Source organism: Halobacillus sp. Cin3, from assembly GCF_947311855.1.
In the GTDB taxonomy this organism is placed as follows: domain Bacteria; phylum Bacillota; class Bacilli; order Bacillales; family Halobacillaceae; genus Halobacillus; species Halobacillus kuroshimensis.
In genome coordinates, this window is sequence record NZ_CAMZMV010000004.1 from 1 (window position 1) to 11,679 (window position 11,679).

13 protein-coding genes and 1 tRNA gene are annotated in these 11,679 nt (G+C 49.7%); 10 read left to right on the forward strand and 4 right to left on the reverse strand.

All coding sequences use genetic code 11. From position 1 onward, the window contains the following. The first annotated feature begins 140 nt into the window (after positions 1–140). The 6 genes from QMA39_RS13110 to tsaD all read left to right on the forward strand — a co-directional run bounded on the left by QMA39_RS13110 (position 141) and on the right by tsaD (position 3,961). Positions 141–217, forward strand: a tRNA-Asp gene (locus tag QMA39_RS13110). A 133-nt stretch (positions 218–350) separates the two neighbouring features. Continuing rightward, positions 351–1,337, forward strand: coding sequence for a thiamine-phosphate kinase (thiL, locus tag QMA39_RS13115; protein WP_281658992.1), 987 nt, complete (start codon positions 351–353; stop codon positions 1,335–1,337). Continuing rightward, positions 1,338–1,793, forward strand: coding sequence for a tRNA (adenosine(37)-N6)-threonylcarbamoyltransferase complex ATPase subunit type 1 TsaE (gene tsaE, locus QMA39_RS13120; RefSeq protein ID WP_281658993.1), 456 nt, complete (start codon positions 1,338–1,340; stop codon positions 1,791–1,793). It abuts the gene before it with no gap. Next, the gene (gene tsaB, locus QMA39_RS13125) at positions 1,790–2,476 is read left to right on the forward strand and encodes a tRNA (adenosine(37)-N6)-threonylcarbamoyltransferase complex dimerization subunit type 1 TsaB (RefSeq protein ID WP_206933684.1); all 687 of its coding nucleotides are present in this window, start codon (positions 1,790–1,792) and stop codon (positions 2,474–2,476) included. The genes tsaE and tsaB overlap by 4 nt, the downstream gene beginning before the upstream one ends. Before the next feature lies 1 nt (position 2,477). Then, positions 2,478–2,921 carry a ribosomal protein S18-alanine N-acetyltransferase gene (gene rimI / locus QMA39_RS13130; protein WP_027955823.1) on the forward strand — a complete coding sequence of 148 codons (444 nt, stop codon included), beginning with the start codon at positions 2,478–2,480 and terminating at the stop codon, positions 2,919–2,921. Then, entirely contained in the window at positions 2,918–3,961 is a 1,044-nt protein-coding gene (gene tsaD / locus QMA39_RS13135; protein WP_206933687.1) for a tRNA (adenosine(37)-N6)-threonylcarbamoyltransferase complex transferase subunit TsaD, read from the forward strand. The genes rimI and tsaD overlap by 4 nt, the downstream gene beginning before the upstream one ends. A gap of 403 nt (positions 3,962–4,364) precedes the next feature. Here the strand turns inward: tsaD and QMA39_RS13140 are convergent, their stop codons facing one another. Continuing rightward, on the reverse strand, positions 4,365–6,299 hold the full coding sequence (locus QMA39_RS13140; RefSeq protein WP_027955515.1) for an ABC-F family ATP-binding cassette domain-containing protein: 1,935 nt from the start codon (positions 6,297–6,299) through the stop codon (positions 4,365–4,367). Between the two features lie 159 nt (positions 6,300–6,458). Between QMA39_RS13140 and moaC the strand changes: the two genes are divergently transcribed. Next, positions 6,459–6,947, forward strand: coding sequence for a cyclic pyranopterin monophosphate synthase MoaC (moaC, locus tag QMA39_RS13145; RefSeq protein WP_206933692.1), 489 nt, complete (start codon positions 6,459–6,461; stop codon positions 6,945–6,947). A 14-nt stretch (positions 6,948–6,961) separates the two neighbouring features. Beyond that, complete coding sequence (locus QMA39_RS13150; protein WP_281658994.1) at positions 6,962–7,621, forward strand: redox-sensing transcriptional repressor Rex; 660 nt, start codon at positions 6,962–6,964, stop codon at positions 7,619–7,621. A 37-nt stretch (positions 7,622–7,658) separates the two neighbouring features. Here QMA39_RS13150 and QMA39_RS13155 read toward each other — a convergent pair whose 3' ends face one another. Then, positions 7,659–8,480, reverse strand: coding sequence for an SDR family oxidoreductase (locus tag QMA39_RS13155; RefSeq protein ID WP_027955518.1), 822 nt, complete (start codon positions 8,478–8,480; stop codon positions 7,659–7,661). A 186-nt stretch (positions 8,481–8,666) separates the two neighbouring features. On the opposite strand from QMA39_RS13155, the gene QMA39_RS13160 reads away from it, so the two are divergent. Continuing rightward, entirely contained in the window at positions 8,667–10,076 is a 1,410-nt protein-coding gene (locus QMA39_RS13160; RefSeq protein WP_281658995.1) for an MDR family MFS transporter, read from the forward strand. Positions 10,077–10,187: 111 nt separating this feature from the next. On the opposite strand, the gene QMA39_RS13165 is transcribed toward QMA39_RS13160, so the two are convergent. Next, positions 10,188–10,385 (reverse strand): YdiK family protein, encoded by a 198-nt coding sequence (locus QMA39_RS13165; RefSeq protein WP_027955520.1) that lies wholly within the window; start codon positions 10,383–10,385, stop codon positions 10,188–10,190. Positions 10,386–10,389: 4 nt separating this feature from the next. Beyond that, positions 10,390–11,100: a type II CAAX endopeptidase family protein gene (locus QMA39_RS13170; protein WP_281658996.1), complete on the reverse strand. Its 711-nt coding sequence runs from the start codon at positions 11,098–11,100 to the stop codon at positions 10,390–10,392. 261 nt (positions 11,101–11,361) lie between these two features. On the opposite strand from QMA39_RS13170, the gene groES reads away from it, so the two are divergent. Continuing rightward, complete coding sequence (groES, locus tag QMA39_RS13175; RefSeq protein ID WP_027955522.1) at positions 11,362–11,646, forward strand: co-chaperone GroES; 285 nt, start codon at positions 11,362–11,364, stop codon at positions 11,644–11,646. Positions 11,647–11,679: the final 33 nt, after the last annotated feature.

The window sequence follows — 11,679 nt, forward strand, 5'->3', positions numbered from 1 at the left end:
TAGAGCAGTCTGGTAGCTCGTCGGGCTCATAACCCGGAGGTCACAGGTTCAAATCCTGTCCCCGCAACCAAATTATTTCTTGGTCGTGCTTCACAGGCGCTTCCAAAAATTTTTTTGTCTAAAATGATTTTCCAAATCATGGTCCGGTAGTTCAGTTGGTTAGAATGCCTGCCTGTCACGCAGGAGGTCGCGGGTTCGAGTCCCGTCCGGACCGCCACTATTTTAAACTTTTAAATGTTATACATACAGCCTTAGGATGCTTTCCTAAGGCTTTTATTATGGATTTTTTTATTAGAGGGCGTGTCCTGGTATACTAGGAGTATTCATAACGTACGGAAAGGGTTAGAATGATGGATGAGTTTTCATTTATACGTTCCATACAACCGAAATTTTACCGCCAGGCCTCAGTCATGAAGGGGATCAGCGATGATGCAGCTGTTATCCGTCCGTTGGACGGTGATTTCGTCACGGCTGTCGACACGATGGTGGAAGGGGTCCATTTCACAAGAGAAACCATGGATCCTGAGCATATCGGATGGCGGGTGCTTGCTGCTAACCTGAGCGATCTGGCTGCGATGGGGAGCACGCCCCGCTTCTACATGGTTTCGATTACGATTCCAAAAAGTTGGTCGGAACAGGAACTGCAGGCGGTCTATCAAGGCATGAAACGGCTTGCTGATCTTTATGATGTCGACTTAATCGGTGGAGATACGGTTTCCGGGCAGGAGCTGTCGCTCACTGTGACCGTGATCGGGTCTGTATCCAAGGATAAAGCCCGGTACCGCTCTCACGCTCAAGCCGGCGATCTTCTCTTTGTTACCGGTACGCTAGGAGATTCCAGAGGGGGCTTGGAATACCTGCTCACAGGAAGTACAGCATCGTCCGACGGTCTTGATTATTTGATCCAGCGTCACCGTACGCCGGAGCCGAGAATCACCTTCGCTTCTTCTCTGGCTTCTTTGAACCGCATGGCGCTCAATGATGTGAGTGATGGGATTGCCAGTGAAGCCAATGAAATCGCAGCCGCTTCACACATGGATCTCATCATTGATCCGGAGGTGGTTCCTTATTCCAAAGCTCTAGAGAGGTGTTATCCTGGTCATTATCAAGCATGGATGTTTTCCGGTGGTGAAGACTTTGAGCTGCTTGGCACAGTTCCGGAGAAGGATTGGGCTGTCGTTGAAAAAACGGCAGAGTCCGTGGGTGTCCGTGTGACCCGGATTGGATATGTGGAGCATATGAGGTCTGACAGTCCCTCTGTATGGCTCGCCAAAGATGGAGGGCGGGAGAGACTTGACGCCTCCGGGTATACACATTTAAAGGAAGAGGGTGAGTAAATGACTGCATTCGAATGGAAAAGCAGTTCAGTACAAGAGACAAACGATATGGCTGTCCGGCTTGGAGAGAAGCTGACTGCGGGTGATGTACTCACCCTTGAAGGAGATCTCGGAGCGGGGAAGACGACGTTTACGAAGGGATTAGGAAAGGGTCTTGGTGTGAAACGGACCATTAACAGCCCGACTTTTACGATTATTAAGGAATATCAGGGGCGAGTGCCTTTTTATCATATGGACGTTTATCGTCTGGAGGACAGTGATGAGGACCTCGGCTTCGATGAGTATTTGGACGGCGGCGGGGTTACCGTTGTGGAGTGGGCCCAGTTCATTGAGGAATACCTTCCAGAAGAGCGACTGGAGATCACCATCCGGTACCTGGATGATACCGTACGCGTCTTTCACTTTGAAACAGCCTCTCCTCGATTGGAACAGGTATGTAAGGAGATTTTGTCATGAATATTTTAGCGATCGATACTTCGAATTACGTAATGGGAGTCGCGGTTCTTAGAGACGGTGAAGTCGCCGGGGAATACGTGACCCATATGAAAAAGAACCATTCCATCCGGCTGATGCCTGCGATTGACCAGGTGATGAAGGACACAGGAATGAAACCGGAAGAACTGGACAGGATCGCTGTCGCTCACGGACCTGGATCCTATACAGGTGTCCGCATCGGACTGACGACGGCGAAAACGATGGCATGGTCTCTTGGAATTCCTGTTGTCGGTGTATCCAGCCTGGAGGCGGCTGCACGTCAGGGAGCCTTTTTCCAAGGATATATCAGCCCGTTTTTCGATGCCCGGCGCGGTTTAGTGTATACCGGGTTGTATGACAGAGAGATGAACCTAGTGAAAGAGGAGCGCAACCTGCTGATGGAGGACTGGCTTCAGGAGCTGAAAGAGCAGGGAGAAAAGGTGCTGTTTATCAGTCAAGATACAGCTGTGCATAAGGAACGAATCCTTGAAGTGCTCGGTGACCAGGCTGTCATTCCGGCCGCACCTTACCAGTTCGCTAGACCTTCCCTAGTCGCAGCTGCTGGAGCTGACAAGGAACCGGGGCCGCTGCATGACCTTGTCCCGAATTATCTCCGCCTTCCTGAAGCAGAGGCCAAATGGCTGGCCCAGCAGGAGAACAAGTAAAATGGCGTCCGTCCGGCGAATGACCATTGACGATGTCGAAGCTGTGATGCAGGTGGAAAAAGCATCTTTTGCTGTGCCGTGGTCACAGGAAACATTTGAAAAAGAAATGACCGACAATCCATACTCCTTCTACTATGTTGTGGAAGAGGATGAGAAAATCATCGGATATTGTGGGTTGTGGTTAATTATCGATGAAGCGCATATAACCAACATTGCCATTCTTCCTGAGTACCGTGGATACAAGTATGGGGAGCTGCTCTTCGGACATACGTGCCGGGAAGCCGTCGAGCGGGGAGCTGTACAGCTTTCCCTTGAAGTCCGTGTCTCCAACATGGCTGCCCAGCATCTATACCGGAAATTCGGTCTTGTCCCCGGTGGTGTACGGAAGAGGTATTATACAGACAATGGAGAAGATGCGCTCGTTATGTGGGTGGGATTAAAATGAATGAAGATCAATACATTCTTGCAATTGAAACGAGTTGTGATGAAACAGCCGTTGCTGTCGTGAAAAACGAAACCGAACTGATTACAAACGTCGTTGCCTCACAAATAGAAAGTCATAAGCGCTTTGGCGGCGTCGTCCCGGAAATCGCGTCAAGGCATCATATTGAGCAGATGACCCTCACGCTTCAGCAGGCACTGGATGACTCGGGCATGACGATTGATGATATGGATGCGATTGCTGTGACAGAAGGACCGGGGCTGGTCGGCGCGTTGTTAGTCGGTGTAAACGCCGCGAAGTCGATAGCTTTTGCCAAGCAGAAGCCACTCGTTGGCGTGCATCATATCGCAGGCCATATCTATGCGAACCGTCTGGAAAAAGAATTTCAGTTTCCACTGTTGGCGCTCGTCGTTTCCGGTGGTCACACGGAGCTCGTACTGATGCGCGAGCACGGCTCGTTTGAGATTATCGGGGAAACACGCGATGATGCTGCAGGAGAAGCCTATGACAAAGTCGCCCGGACGCTGAAACTTCCCTATCCAGGTGGTCCCCATATCGATCGTCTGGCTCATGAAGGGGAAGAAACGATCGAGTTTCCACGGGCATGGCTCGAGGACGGTTCCTACGACTTCAGCTTCAGTGGATTGAAGTCAGCCGTCATCAACCGTCTTCATAAGGCGAAGCAGCGTGGGGAAGAGTTAAAGGCTGAGGACGTTGCGGCCAGCTTCCAGGCGAGTGTTGTCGATGTTTTATCTACGAAAGCCCTCCGTGCTGCAGAGGAATACGGTGTGAAACAGATGATTGTTGCTGGTGGGGTGGCCGCCAATAAAGGATTAAGAAAAGCGTTGGAGGAAAAATTCCAAAACAGTGAGGCAGAACTGCTGATCCCACCACTTCATTTGTGTACGGATAATGCAGCCATGATTGCTGCAGCTGGTGCTGTAGCTTTCAATCAAGGCCATCGTTCCGGCTGGGATTTAAATGCCAACCCCGGGCTCGATCTTGAAAGGTACGGAGCAAGGAAAACAGGCTCTCCTTCCTAAAGGGGAGCTTTCTTTTTTAGTTATCCACATGTGCATAAGTTGTTTTTCCAGTAAAAGGCTGTGGGCAAGTAGATAATGGAAAGAAAACGTTACCATTTTGCGTGGATAAGTATGGGTTTTTCTGTGGATAATGTGTATAACCCTGTTGAGAACTGTAAATACGCGTGTGGATCTGTTGAAAACTTTGTGGATATTGAATAGTGGTTCACAGGGGTATAAGAAGGACCCCTTTTAGGCCTCTGATCTATTGAGCTTACGAGGAGTGTTCAGAAGTGATGCCTGCGGGAAGCATCCACCGATAAGCAGAATGTGAATATTCACGTAAAAGGGACAGCTTCACAAAAAAGACCGTTCCTTTTTCTACAATCTAAAAAAGCCGGCGTATGAGCGCCGGCTTTCTTGTTTACTCATGAAGAGCTTCCCATTCTTCCATTAAAGCTTCTAAACGAGCATTCTTTTCTTTATTGTCTTCCGTAATTTCAAGAGAGCGTTCGTGATCCTGGTAAATATCCGGATCACAGAGCAGTTCTTCGTTTTCTTCCAGTACAGCTTCTACTTCCTCGATTTCCTTTTCGATTTCAGCAATCCGGCGGTTTTTCCGGCGTTCCTCACGCTTCGCGGCTTTATCCTCTTCAAAGCTGTTTTTCGGAGGCGTCTGCTTTTCCGCAGGTTTTTCCTGGGCGCGTTCGGCTTCTTCCAACTGCTGCAGTTCGTATTCTTCCTGCTTCTTCTCCACATAATAGTCATAGTCCCCGAGGAACAGGCGTGTGTTCTCCGGCTTCATTTCCACGACTTGATCGGCAATCTTGTTGATGAAGTAACGGTCGTGGGAAACGAACAGCAGGGTGCCCGGGTAGTCGACGAGTGCGGCTTCCAGCACTTCTTTACTGTCCAGGTCCAGGTGGTTGGTCGGTTCATCGAGAATGAGGAAATTGGCTTCCTGCATCATCAGCTTGGCGAGGGACAATCGTGCTTTTTCCCCGCCGCTCAATGCAGAGACCGGTTTCAGCACGTCCTCCCCTGAAAACAGGAAGTTGCCGAGAATCGTCCGGATATCTCTTTCATTTTTCATTGGGTAATCATCCCACAGCTCGTTCAGCACCGTTTTCTTAGACTGAAGCTTGAGTTGTTCCTGGTCATAATAGCCGATCTGGACGTTTGTGCCGAGGAGCTTTTTCCCTTTTGTCCCTTCCAGTTCACCGACAAGCGTCTTCAGGAGGGTCGTTTTTCCAACACCGTTTGGCCCGACGAGCGCTACAGAGTCCCCACGGTTCAGATCAAGCGTCAGGTTATCGAATAAATAGGACGAGCTGTCCGAATAGCGGAAGGCATAGTCTCTCAGCTTCAGCACATCATTGCCGCTTCTTCTCGCAGCCTGGAAACTGAACTTCGCTGACAGGTTGTCTTCCTTGGGCTTGTCCAGCTTATCCATTTTCTCGAGCTGCTTGCGGCGGCTCTGCGCCCGCTTACTCGTTGTCGCCCGGACAAGGTTCTTCTGGATGAAGTCCTCCATCCGTTTGATTTCTTCCTGCTGCTTTTCAAAGCGCTTCATTTCCTGTTCGAAGTCGGCTTCCTTTTTCTTTAAATAGTTGCTGTAGTTGCCATGATACTTCTTCGATGATTGAAAAGCGATCTCGTATACGGTATCGACGATTTTATCCAGGAAGTAACGGTCGTGCGAAACAATGACAACGGCACCGGGATAGCCCTGGAGGTAGTTTTCCAGCCAGCTCAGCGTATCGATGTCCAGGTGGTTGGTCGGCTCATCAAGAATCAATAGATCGGGACTGGTTAACAGCAGCTTCCCGAGCGCCAGCCGTGTTTTCTGACCTCCACTTAATGTAGAAATCGGTGTAGTCCAGTCAAAATCCTTGAAGTTAAGTCCGTTCAAGACGGCCCGGATATCGGCTTCATAGTGGTAGCCGCCGGCGGTCTTGAACTGCTCCTGCTTCCGGTCGTAGTCCTTCAGCAGCTGCTGATAGCGGGTCTGATCTTCCATCAGCGCGGGATCGGCCATCTGCACTTCCATGGAGCGGAGTTCTTTTTCCAATGATTTTAAGTGGTCAAAAACCTGCTCCATCTCATCCCAGATCGACTTTTCGGACTGCAGACCTGTATGCTGCTCCAGGTATCCGACCGATGCATCTTTCGGTTTGAACATATCTCCAGAATCGTAGCTCATCTCTCCGGCCATAATCTTCAACAGGGTCGATTTTCCTGCCCCGTTCCGGCCGACGATGGCGATCCGGTCATTCTTTTGTACTTCCAATTTAATATTCGTTAAAATCAACTCGGCGCCGAAACGCTTCGTCAGTTGATTCAGCTGCATGAGAATCATGTCGTTTCACCTCGATGAACTAAGTGTATCTTATACGGATGCCCACTAGCAACAGAATCCCCCGTGTGAAAAGCGAACGTTGACGACTCCGGTTTGATTTTTTGGTAGAATAAGAGTAGTGTTTCAATCAGAACCATGTAGAAAAAGGGGAACGTGCCAATGACGGAATTTAGTCATTTCAATGAAGAAGGCCGTGCCCGGATGGTGGATATATCCGGCAAGGAAGATACCGTAAGGACGGCGGTCGCCTTCACAAGTGTAGAAGTGAACAAAGAGATTTATCATAAAATTACAGAACGGACGATGGAAAAAGGGGACGTTCTGTCTGTAGCCCAGGTGGCCGGTATCATGGCTGCTAAAAAAACCCCGAACTGGATTCCGATGTGTCACCCTCTACCGTTGAAGGGTGTCGATATTTCCTTCGACTGGGAGCTTGATGGAGAGAAACCGCGTTTGATCATCGAGGTTTCCGCCAGGACGAAGGGAAGCACAGGTGTGGAAATGGAAGCGCTCACGGCTGCGTCCGCTGCTGCGCTTACGGTGTATGACATGTGTAAAGCCGTAGATAAAGGGATGGTCATCGGGCCGACGTATTTGTCGGAGAAGACCGGTGGCAAAAATGGCGACTATAAACGAACGGATCGGTAAAGGAGGTCGGAGCCATGGATATGGAACAAGCAAAAATTCCACAGGCGACAGCCAAGCGGCTGCCGCTGTATTACCGCTTCTTGAATAACCTGCACAGTCAGGGAAAGCTGCGTGTATCATCGAAAGAGCTGAGTGAGGCGGTGAAAGTCGACTCCGCTACGATCCGCCGGGACTTTTCCTACTTCGGAGCACTCGGGAAGAAGGGCTACGGCTATAACGTGGAATACCTGCTGTCCTTCTTCAGAAAGACGCTCGATCAGGATGAAACGACGAAGGTCGCCCTGATTGGTGTAGGGAATCTGGGAACGGCTTTTCTGAATTACAATTTCACGAAAAACAACAATACGAAAATCGAAATGGCCTTTGATGCCAACGAGGAGCGGGTCGGTACGGAAGTCGGCGGTGTCGAAGTGCACCACATCGACGAATTGGAAAATCAGCTCGGTGACCTTGAGGTTGCCATCTTAACGGTACCGGCATCCGCCGCCCAGGGCATTGCAGAACGCCTTGTAGAAGCGGGCGTGAGCGGGATTCTCAATTTCACGCCGGCGCGGATCAGCGTACCATCGCACGTTCGTGTGCACCATATCGACCTTGCGATTGAACTGCAGGCCCTTGTCTATTTCCTGAAGCATTATCCGCTGATGGAGGATGGGCCGCTGGATGAAGCATAAAAAAGACTTAGAGCGTTGTCTGCTCTAAGTCTTTTTATTACTTCGTCGTTTCTTTCCAGCTGTTGTCCATCAGCATTTTACCCGGCCACGTGTAGGCGGTCAGTCCGCCGTCCACAGTAAGATCCTCACCGGTAATGAACGAACTTTCATCAGAAGCGAGGAAGAGGGCGGCGGAGGCGATTTCCTCCGGCTTTCCTAACCGGCCCATCGGTGTCACCCATTTCTGCGCTTCCCGGAATTCACGACCTTCCTCTTCTTTTTTCGTACCGGCCAGTTCATCAACGAGCGGCGTTTCAATCGTTCCGGGGGATACCGCATTCACACGGATGCCCTGACGTGCGTAATCAATCGCCATCGCCCGGGTGAAATTGGTGATTCCGCCCTTGGCTGCGTTGTAGCCGGAACGGTCCAGATCAGCCGCCTGTCCGGACATGGATGATGTATTGATGATCGAACCACCATTTTCAAACATGAGCGGAAGCAGATATTTACTGACTAAAAAGGTGCCGCGCAAATCGACGGAAATGATCTGGTCGAACAAATCGACCGGATATTCGTGCACCTTGCCGCCTTCTTCATCCACACCGGCGTTGTTGAACAGCACATCAATCGTTCCGTACGTTTCCTCTACATAATTGGCAAAAACGCGGACACTTTCCTGCTCGGACACATCCAGGGCGTAGGATTCCGCCTGCCCGCCGTTGGTGTTGATTCCTTCCACAGTTTTTCGGACATCCTCTTCATCGACGTCAGCACAGATGACGCGGGCGCCTTCCTGTGCGAAAAGCTTCACGGTCGCTTTACCGATTCCTGTCGCGGCTCCTGTCACGACTGCCGTTTTATTGTCTAAACGTCCCATATGATCTTCCTCCTTTATTCATCTGGTTGTATACTACCCAGGGGTTATAGACTGGAAACATAAGGGAACGCTTACACCGCTCATTTGACCAAAAATAAACTGGAACGGCCGATGGAAGGGTTAATCCGTTTCCGAGGTGGTATAGTAGATATTAGTGTACGAATCGACAGAAAGTGAGGGACATCTATGAGTAAGCTGCCGAATAAATGGCTTGTCGTCATATCGGTTCTGTTTGGAACGTTTACCGTCATCTTAAATAATAGTATGCTGAACCCGATTTTACCGCGGTTCATTGAAATTTTTGATTCCAATGCCGTAGCCGTCGGGTGGATTTTAACGATCTTTATGGTCGCCATGGGGATGACGATGCCGCTGACGGGGTATTTCGGAGACCGGTTCGGGAAAAAGAAAGTCTACCTGACCGGTTTGTTTATTTTTATCCTTGGGTCGTTGTCCGGATTCTTTTCCTCCACGCTCAGTATGGTGATCATCTCCCGGGCGATTCAGGGAATGGCCGGGGGCTTGATGCTGCCGATCGCCATGGCACTCATTTTCAACTCGTTCCCGAGACATGAGCGGGGACTGGCGGTCGGAGTTTACGGGGTTGCGGCGATGGTCGCTCCGGCAATCGGTCCGACCGTCGGGGGACTGTTGATCCAGTATGTGGACTGGCCGTGGCTGTTTGCCTTTAACATTCCGTTTGGACTGACAGGTCTGATTTTATCTGCGAAGTTTCTGGAGCGGACGGAAACGCATCCGGAGAAAAAGTTCGACCTTGTCGGGTTTCTTATCATTACCTTAGGTATCGGATCCGTGTTGTTCGCGCTCGGACGCGGAAGGACACTGGATAAATTGATGGATCCGCTGAACCTGACGCTCGTGGTGGTCGGCTTATTGGCAATCGTCTTGTTCGTCTTTTACGAAAACCGTCAGGACGATCCGCTTCTCAATCTATCGGTCTTCAAGGTACCGACGTATTCTGTGTCGATCGTGGTGACTTCGGCTGCGTCGATCGGATTGTTCTCAGGGATTTTCCTGCTGCCGCTGCTCATTCAAAATGTCTACGGCTTGAATGAAGTCATGACAGGGCTGTTGTTCCTGCCGGCAGCCGCGGCGAGCGGAGTGTTCATGTCGATCGGCGGACGGATCCTTGATAAAAAGGGGCCGAAGTACGTCGTTCCGCCGGGTCTTGCGATTATGGCCCTGGCGACGCTCGGTTTTGGGATGCTGGAGCTTTCCACCCCATACTGGATGATTCTCGCCTTGAATACGGTGCGCGGTCTCGGCATGGGGATGGGGAACATGCCGGCGACGACGTCCGGAATGAATGCCATTCCTGAGCATCTGGTCGCACAGGGAAGTGCGATGAACAACATCATCCGGCAGATTTCCTCCTCGCTCGGTATCGTCTTTTTCTCTATTTATTATGAAGTCCGCCGCGCGCAGATTTCCGCAGGAGGAGATATTGATATGCAGGCAGCCACCCTGCAGACATTAAATGAAGCTTTCCTTGTGTCGGCTGTTGTGCTGCTGATTGCGCTGCCGTTTTCCTTTATTTTGAAAGGCGTTCCGGATGAGGACGAAAAACAAGCATAAGTAAAGGGCTTGTTCTCGCCTGGAAAGTATGTGGATGGTCGTGTTCCACTTATCGGTGGAACGGCCACCTTAATAAACATAAAAAACGCAGGCATCGCGCCTGCGTTTTTCTTATTTTTTCGTATTCTTAATTTTGTTATGAAGGTTGTATAAACGAACGGCCACGGCAATGTTGAAGGTGGCGACAAGCGACAAAATGATCGTCGTTGCATTCCAGATCGTTTCAACCGCTGCCTGAGCGGCAATATACGTAAAAGCAATCCCTAAGGAAAAATACAGCAGGGCCATGAATAGTGGAGATGTTTTCATAAGTTTAGAATAACCCTCCAATAAAGATCGTCTCGACCTGCTCCTGCATGCGGCGGATATCTTCCTCTGTCAAAAAGTACTGGGTGGCGACAACAAACGAGTTCATCGCCATATGAGCCACGATTGGTGTAATAATTCGTTTTGTTTTGACGTAAAGGAAGGCGAATACCACACCCATGGAGAAGTAGACTAACATGTGCTTAAAGTCGAAGTGGAACGCACCGAATACAAGCGCGGAAACCAGCACTGCAAGCAGGAAGTTCGTGCGTTTGTAAATTTCTCCAAAAATAATTTTACGAAAAATAATCTCTTCTGTAATCGGAGCGAATACAACAGGGAGTAGAATGAAAAGCGGGGCTTCCCGGGCAATTTCCATCAAGCCCATCGTATTTTCCGAACCGGCCGGCACACCGAACACCTCACGTTCAATGGTGGCGGCGATCGCCTGTGCAAACAAAGCGAGAAACACACCGGCGATCGACCAGAGAATGACTTTTCCGGCACCGGCTTTTTCATCGCGCGCGTACGCATCCTTTCTTTCCGGACGAAGCAGCAGCAGAATGATCAATGTCGCGATCGTAAAGCTGATGACAGACGAGACAGCCACCGCATCAAACCGCTCAAATCCTGCAGCGATCAGAAGAGGAGCGAAGACAAGCGTGGAAAGCTGTGTCACTACATAAATTAAAATGATATACCAATATCGTTTGGGCATACGTTTACGACTCCTTTTATTCAGCAGCAGGAACACTTCCTGCACTACATACTTTATGTATTTTATCACAGTTTCAAAACCACACGTAAGCGATACGCAGGAACGTGCGATTTTTGTCGAAAAACTTGGATAAATTTCTAGAGTTTCTACTTGAAAAACAGTAGTGAATTGATTATGATAAGAATTGTGTTAGCACTCACCTATGTCGAGTGCTAATAAACGACTAAAATCTGAACAACCATATCAAGGAGGGTGTCCTAATTGTTAAAGCCACTTGGTGATCGTATTGTCATTGAACTAGTTGAAGAAGAGCAGACTACTGCAAGCGGAATCGTACTTCCGGATTCTGCGAAGGAAAAGCCGCTGGAAGGTAAAGTTGTTGCTGTCGGTAACGGCCGCGTAACCGAACACGGCGAGAAAGTAGCACTTGAAGTCGCAACCGGCGACCGTGTGATCTACTCCAAATTCGCAGGTACCGAAGTGAAGTATGAAGGCAGTGAATACTTGATTCTCCGCGAATCCGACGTACTTGCTGTCATTCAGTAAATTCTTCAAAAATACTTAAACATACGATATTAA